Origin of the sequence: Parasynechococcus sp., from assembly GCF_042954245.1 — a bacterium.
GTDB lineage: Bacteria > Cyanobacteriota > Cyanobacteriia > PCC-6307 > Cyanobiaceae > Parasynechococcus.
Genome location: NZ_JBGKDP010000223.1, coordinates 1 through 5,144, shown reverse-complemented (window position 1 = coordinate 5,144; position 5,144 = coordinate 1). Strand labels below are relative to the sequence as shown.

Sequence of the window (5,144 nt, the reverse complement as noted above, 5' to 3'; positions counted from 1 at the left end):
GATCAGCAGACGCAAAAGAGTGCGCTGCTGATGGGGATGATCCAGTCGTGATCCGATCAGGCAGATCAACAAACCGGCAAATCCCAAAGGAGCAAGGGCCACCAGCGGTCCGGTGACCTGCAGGCGTGGAGCATCCGCACTCCAGTCGACACCAACAAGAACAGCCAGCATCTGTAGGACGAGGATCACCACGAGAGTCAAACCAAGCCAGCGCAGCAAGGGAGCAAGCCGTCCTGTCTCAGTGCCGGTCACAGAGAAGATGCTGATAAGCTCTCAACCCTAAGGTCGATGCAAGGGCATGTCACCGATCAACAAACTCTTTTAAGCGAGGCTCTAAAGCACCGCGCTGCTAAGGAAGGGTTCAATCCCGTTGGCATTGCCAGAATCCCGGGAAGTCCACGGCTGCAGCTGCGCACCAAAGCCCTACAGCGCTGGTTGGACCATGACTATCAAGCCGACATGGCCTGGATGGCCGCCCCCCGTCGGCGAGACCCCAGGCTTCTGTTGGACGGAGCCAACAGCGTGCTCGCCGTTGGCCTCAACTATTACGTCGACGCCCAACCCTCCCCCGGCTCCCTCAAAGTCGCCCGCTACGGCTGGGGACGAGACTATCACCGAGTTGTGGATCAACGGCTGCGACGGATCGGTCGCTGGCTTGCGGAACAACGGCCCGACTGCGGCTGGCGCGCCTGTGTTGACACCACACCGCTGCTGGACAAGACCTGGGCTGAAGAAGCCGGCCTGGGCTGGATCGGCAAGCACAGCAATCTGATTCACCCCGAACGGGGTTCGTGGATGGTGATCGGCCATCTGCTGACAACGGAGCTCTTGGACGCCGACCCACCAGCCCGCAGCCTCTGTGGACGCTGCAGCGCCTGCATCGATGCCTGCCCCACGCATGCGATCCGCGAACCTTTTGTGGTGGATGCGAGGCGTTGCCTGGCCTTTCACACGATCGAAAACCGTGAGGACGACCTACCTGAGAACATTCGCGCCGCCCTTGGACCGTGGGTGGCGGGGTGTGACATCTGCCAGGACGTCTGCCCCTGGAACCATCGAAGCTTGCCCCAGAGCAGTGATCCCGAGGTGCAGCCACGCCCATGGCTGCTGAATCTGCATAAGGAGCTGATCCAGAGCTGGGATGACAGCGTCTGGGACCAAAACCTGCGGGGGTCGGCATTGCGCCGGATCAAACCCTGGATGTGGCGACGCAACGCCGCTGCAGCACAACCGAATCCCACACCTACGATTTAGCGACTCCACCTTCGCTCCAGTGCTGCGTCGAATTGGCTTCCGTCGAACGCTGGCGGCTGCACTGGTCGTTCTGGGGGGTTGGTTGGGCGCCCCAGCAGCCAACGCCTTGATCCCCTATGTCTATCTGCCCACCGAAGAGGAGCTCAAGGGCTCATCGATCGGCATCGGTCGGACCGCTGCACAGCTGCTTCAGCTGGGGCAAGCCAAGGACGCAGCACGACTCGCAGCTCTGGCGGTGCGGCTCAACCCAAATGACGAACGGTTCTGGTCGATCCTGGCGGAGGCTCAACTCCGCAACAACGACCTCAAGGATGCAAGCCGGTCTCTGGCCCGCGCCAAGCAGCTGAATCCTGAAAAAGCCGGCCTGTGGTTCGCCGAAGCAGCGATCGCCCTGCGGGCAGAGCGACCTGACGATGCCGTTCCCTTAATTACCCGCGGACTCCAATTGGATCCGAACAACGCTTCGGCCTATTTCGACCTCGGCAACGCCAGGATCATGCAGGGCGCACTCCCTCTGGCCCTGAAGTCGTTCGAAAAAGCCACCGCTCTGAAGCCGGAATTCTGGGAAGCCCTGAACAACCAAGCCCTGGTGCTTTTTGAGATGGGCCAGCGTCAGGAAGCCGTGCGGCGTTGGCGCCGGGTGTTGAAGCTGGAGACCAACGCGGAACCGATGCTGGCTCTAGCCGCAGCTCTGCATCAACGGGGTGAGCAGAGCGAGGCGATCCAGCTGGCTTCCACAGCGTTGGCCAAGAACCCCAACTACGTCCTGCCCCTACATCAAGCCGAACAGCTTTGGGGTGTGCGCATCCGTGAGGCGACGGCTCAATTGCTGAGCGAGCCGCAGCTCACCAACAGCGTGGAACGAGCCCAAGCCAACGCAACGTGGAAGAAAAGCAAGTGATCATCTGTAGGCTGAGTGCCTTCCGGTCGGAGAGCAATAGACCGAATGGCTGAGGAGCGCGTTCAATCGATCGCCCTGCATCAGGAGATGCAGCGTTCCTACCTCGAATACGCGATGAGCGTGATCGTGGGTCGGGCGTTGCCCGATGCCCGCGATGGTCTCAAACCCGTCCAACGGCGCATTCTCTACGCCATGCAGGAACTGGGGCTTACCCCAGACCGTCCTTATCGGAAATGCGCAAGGGTTGTTGGTGACGTCCTCGGCAAGTACCATCCTCACGGTGATCAGGCCGTTTACGACGCCTTGGTGCGGCTTGTTCAGAGCTTCTCCAGCCGTCACCCACTGCTCGACGGCCACGGCAATTTCGGCTCGGTGGATGACGATCCACCGGCGGCCATGCGGTACACCGAAACCCGCCTGGCGCCGATCTCCCACCAGGCGATGCTTGAGGAGATTGGTGAAGACACGGTTGATTTTGCACCGAACTTCGATGGGTCCCAACAGGAACCCACCGTTCTTCCTGCCCAACTTCCCTTCCTGCTGCTGAACGGCTGCTCCGGCATCGCCGTTGGCATGGCCACCAGCATTCCTCCGCACAATCTTGGAGAAGTGGTGGATGGCCTGATCGCCCTAATCCGTAAGCCGGAGCTGAGTGACGAAAAACTGCTGGAGCTGATCCCGGGGCCCGACTTCCCCACGGGCGGTGAAGTGCTGATCAGTTCAGGCCTGCGGGACACCTACCTACATGGACGCGGCAGCATTCCGATGCGCGGTGTTGCTCACACCGAAGAGGTGCAACCGGGTAAAGGACGCCACAAACGCAACGCCGTGGTCGTCACGGAACTGCCGTACCAGCTCAGCAAGGCCGGCTGGATTGAAAAATTGGCGGAATCCGTCAACGACGGAAAAATCGGAGGAATCGCTGACATCCGGGACGAAAGCGACCGCGAAGGCATGCGCGTGGTGGTGGAGCTGCGCCGCGATGCAGATCCGGAGAAGGTGCTGAAGGATCTGCAGCGTCGAACAGCACTGCAGGGCAACTTCGGAGCCATCCTGCTAGCCCTGGTGGATGGACAACCCCAACAGCTGTCGCTGCGCCAACTACTGCAAACCTTCCTCGATTTCAGGGAACTGACCCTGATCCGGCGCACCAGTCATGCCCTGCGCAAGACCGAAGACCGGCTTGAGGTAGTGGAAGGACTGATCACAGCCCTGAACAGTCTTCAGGCCGTGATCGCCATGATTCAGGAGGCGAATGACGCCGCCTCAGCCCGCGCCAGCCTGATGGTGCGCCTCGACCTCAGCGAACGGCAGGCAGATGCGGTGTTGGCCATGCCCCTGAGGCGTCTGACCGGACTCGAACAGGAAAGCCTGCGCCAGGAGCTGGACGAGCTTCGAGCAGAACGCCAACGCCTGAAATTGCTCCTGGATAACCGGGATCAGCTGCTGGACGCGATGGTGACAGAGCTCAAGACGTTGAAAAAACGCTTCAGTACCCCGCGGCGAACCCGTCTGGTGGAGGGCGGTGATGCCCTGATAGCCGAACGGGCAGCCAGCCAACGACCGAACACGGAACTGCTGCGTCAGCAAGCCCTGGCTGCACTGCCCGGAGATGGTCGAGTGCTGATCCAGGCCGATGGACAAGTGAAAATCGTCACGCCCCAGGTGCTGGGCCGACTGCACCTCAATGATCCTTGCCCCATTGGTGATGCACCGTCTCCGGCACGGGTGATCCTGCCGATCGAACCACCACCGCGACTGCTGGCAGTGAGTGCGAGGGGACGCATCGCCCAGGTGCGCTGGGAATTTGCCGGACAGCAACCCGGCCCGATTGACCGTTTCCTGCCCACAGGCCTCGACGGAGACCCCATCGTTTCGCTGCTGTCGCTGCCCAGCCAAAACATCGAAGACTTGAGTCTGGGCTTGCTGAGCAGCGATGGACGCTTTAAGCGGCTCGCCCTCAGCGAAGTGGTGGACCTGTCCGGTCGGGCCACCAGCGTTCTCAAGTTGAAAGAGGGCGTCGAGCTCAACAATGCAGTGATCTGCCGCGATCAGGGAACACTGGTACTGATCAGCGACATCGGTCGCCTGCTGCGACTGCGAGTCACTGAGGATTCACTTCCTTTGATGGGTCGATTGGCGCAGGGACCCATGACCATGCGTTTGTTCCCCGGGGAACAGATCGTCGGAGCCGTCTGCACGGAACAGACACCACTGATGCTGATGAGCAGGCAGGGACTGATCGGGAGAATCGACTGTTCAGGCCTGCGCTACAACCAACGGGGCGATCTCGGCAGCATGGCGGTGCAGATTGATGCAGAATCTGATCGCCTGGTGGGCATCAGCACTGGACCAGGTCTTGTCGGTGTGCACACCAGCAAGGATCGTCACGGACGCTTGAATCTGGAAGACATCAACATCTCAAAACCCGGAGACAAATTGATGGAGGGGACGTCTCTTCAGAACGGAGAGGCCATTGTTGAAGTGATCAGCGCCCATTCAACCGAATCCCTAAGCCCCGATCAGGAGCGGCAATTCTGCTCCAACCATTGGAAATAATCTTCGTCGATTCCACCGGTCACATAGTGGCCATCAAAACAAGACATCTCGAGATCCTTGATCTCAGTATTCTCCACAATGCTTTCTAACAAGTTCTCAACGGTCTGATAAACAACACGATCAGCACCGAGAACATCTGAAATCTGATCACTGGTTCGGCCGTGGGCAAGGAGTTCCGCCCGGGTTGGCATGTTGATCCCATAAACATTGGGATAGCGAACCGGTGGAGCAGCCGATGTGAACGTCACCTTGTTGGCACCAGCGCTGCGTGCCATCTGAACAATCTCGCGGGACGTTGTTCCACGAACAATCGAATCGTCGACAATCAGGACATTCTTACCGGCAAATTCAGTGCCGAGAGCATTGAGTTTCTGCCGCACTGATTTCTTCCTTTCAGCTTGACCCGGCATGATAAAAGTGCGGCCAACAT

3 protein-coding genes and 2 pseudogenes are annotated in these 5,144 nt (G+C 59.7%); 3 read left to right on the top strand and 2 right to left on the bottom strand.

Features of this window, described 5'->3' with window-relative positions:
- Positions 1–252 (bottom strand): annotated as a pseudogene (locus ACGVJ8_RS10140) (hypothetical protein); the annotation flags it as partial.
- A 36-nt stretch (positions 253–288) separates the two neighbouring features.
- Here ACGVJ8_RS10140 and queG point away from each other — a divergent pair.
- From queG to ACGVJ8_RS10125, 3 genes are read left to right on the top strand one after another with little or no spacing between them, the layout of a single operon-like run.
- Positions 289–1,254 (top strand): tRNA epoxyqueuosine(34) reductase QueG, encoded by a 966-nt coding sequence (queG, locus tag ACGVJ8_RS10135; RefSeq protein WP_392347760.1) that lies wholly within the window; start codon positions 289–291, stop codon positions 1,252–1,254.
- 19 nt (positions 1,255–1,273) lie between these two features.
- Positions 1,274–2,155: a tetratricopeptide repeat protein gene (locus tag ACGVJ8_RS10130; RefSeq protein WP_392347758.1), complete on the top strand. Its 882-nt coding sequence runs from the start codon at positions 1,274–1,276 to the stop codon at positions 2,153–2,155.
- A gap of 45 nt (positions 2,156–2,200) precedes the next feature.
- Positions 2,201–4,714: a DNA topoisomerase (ATP-hydrolyzing) subunit A gene (locus ACGVJ8_RS10125; RefSeq protein ID WP_392347756.1), complete on the top strand. Its 2,514-nt coding sequence runs from the start codon at positions 2,201–2,203 to the stop codon at positions 4,712–4,714.
- On the opposite strand, the pseudogene ACGVJ8_RS10120 reads toward ACGVJ8_RS10125, so the two are convergent.
- A pseudogene (locus ACGVJ8_RS10120) lies at positions 4,678–5,144 on the bottom strand (amidophosphoribosyltransferase); the annotation flags it as partial. The gene ACGVJ8_RS10125 and the pseudogene ACGVJ8_RS10120 overlap by 37 nt on opposite strands.

Coding starts and splice junctions, on each gene's coding strand:
- queG (WP_392347760.1), top strand. CDS start 289: ATGCAAGGGCATGTCACCGATCAACAAACTCTTTTAAGCGAGGCTCTA.
- ACGVJ8_RS10125 (WP_392347756.1), top strand. CDS start 2,201: ATGGCTGAGGAGCGCGTTCAATCGATCGCCCTGCATCAGGAGATGCAG.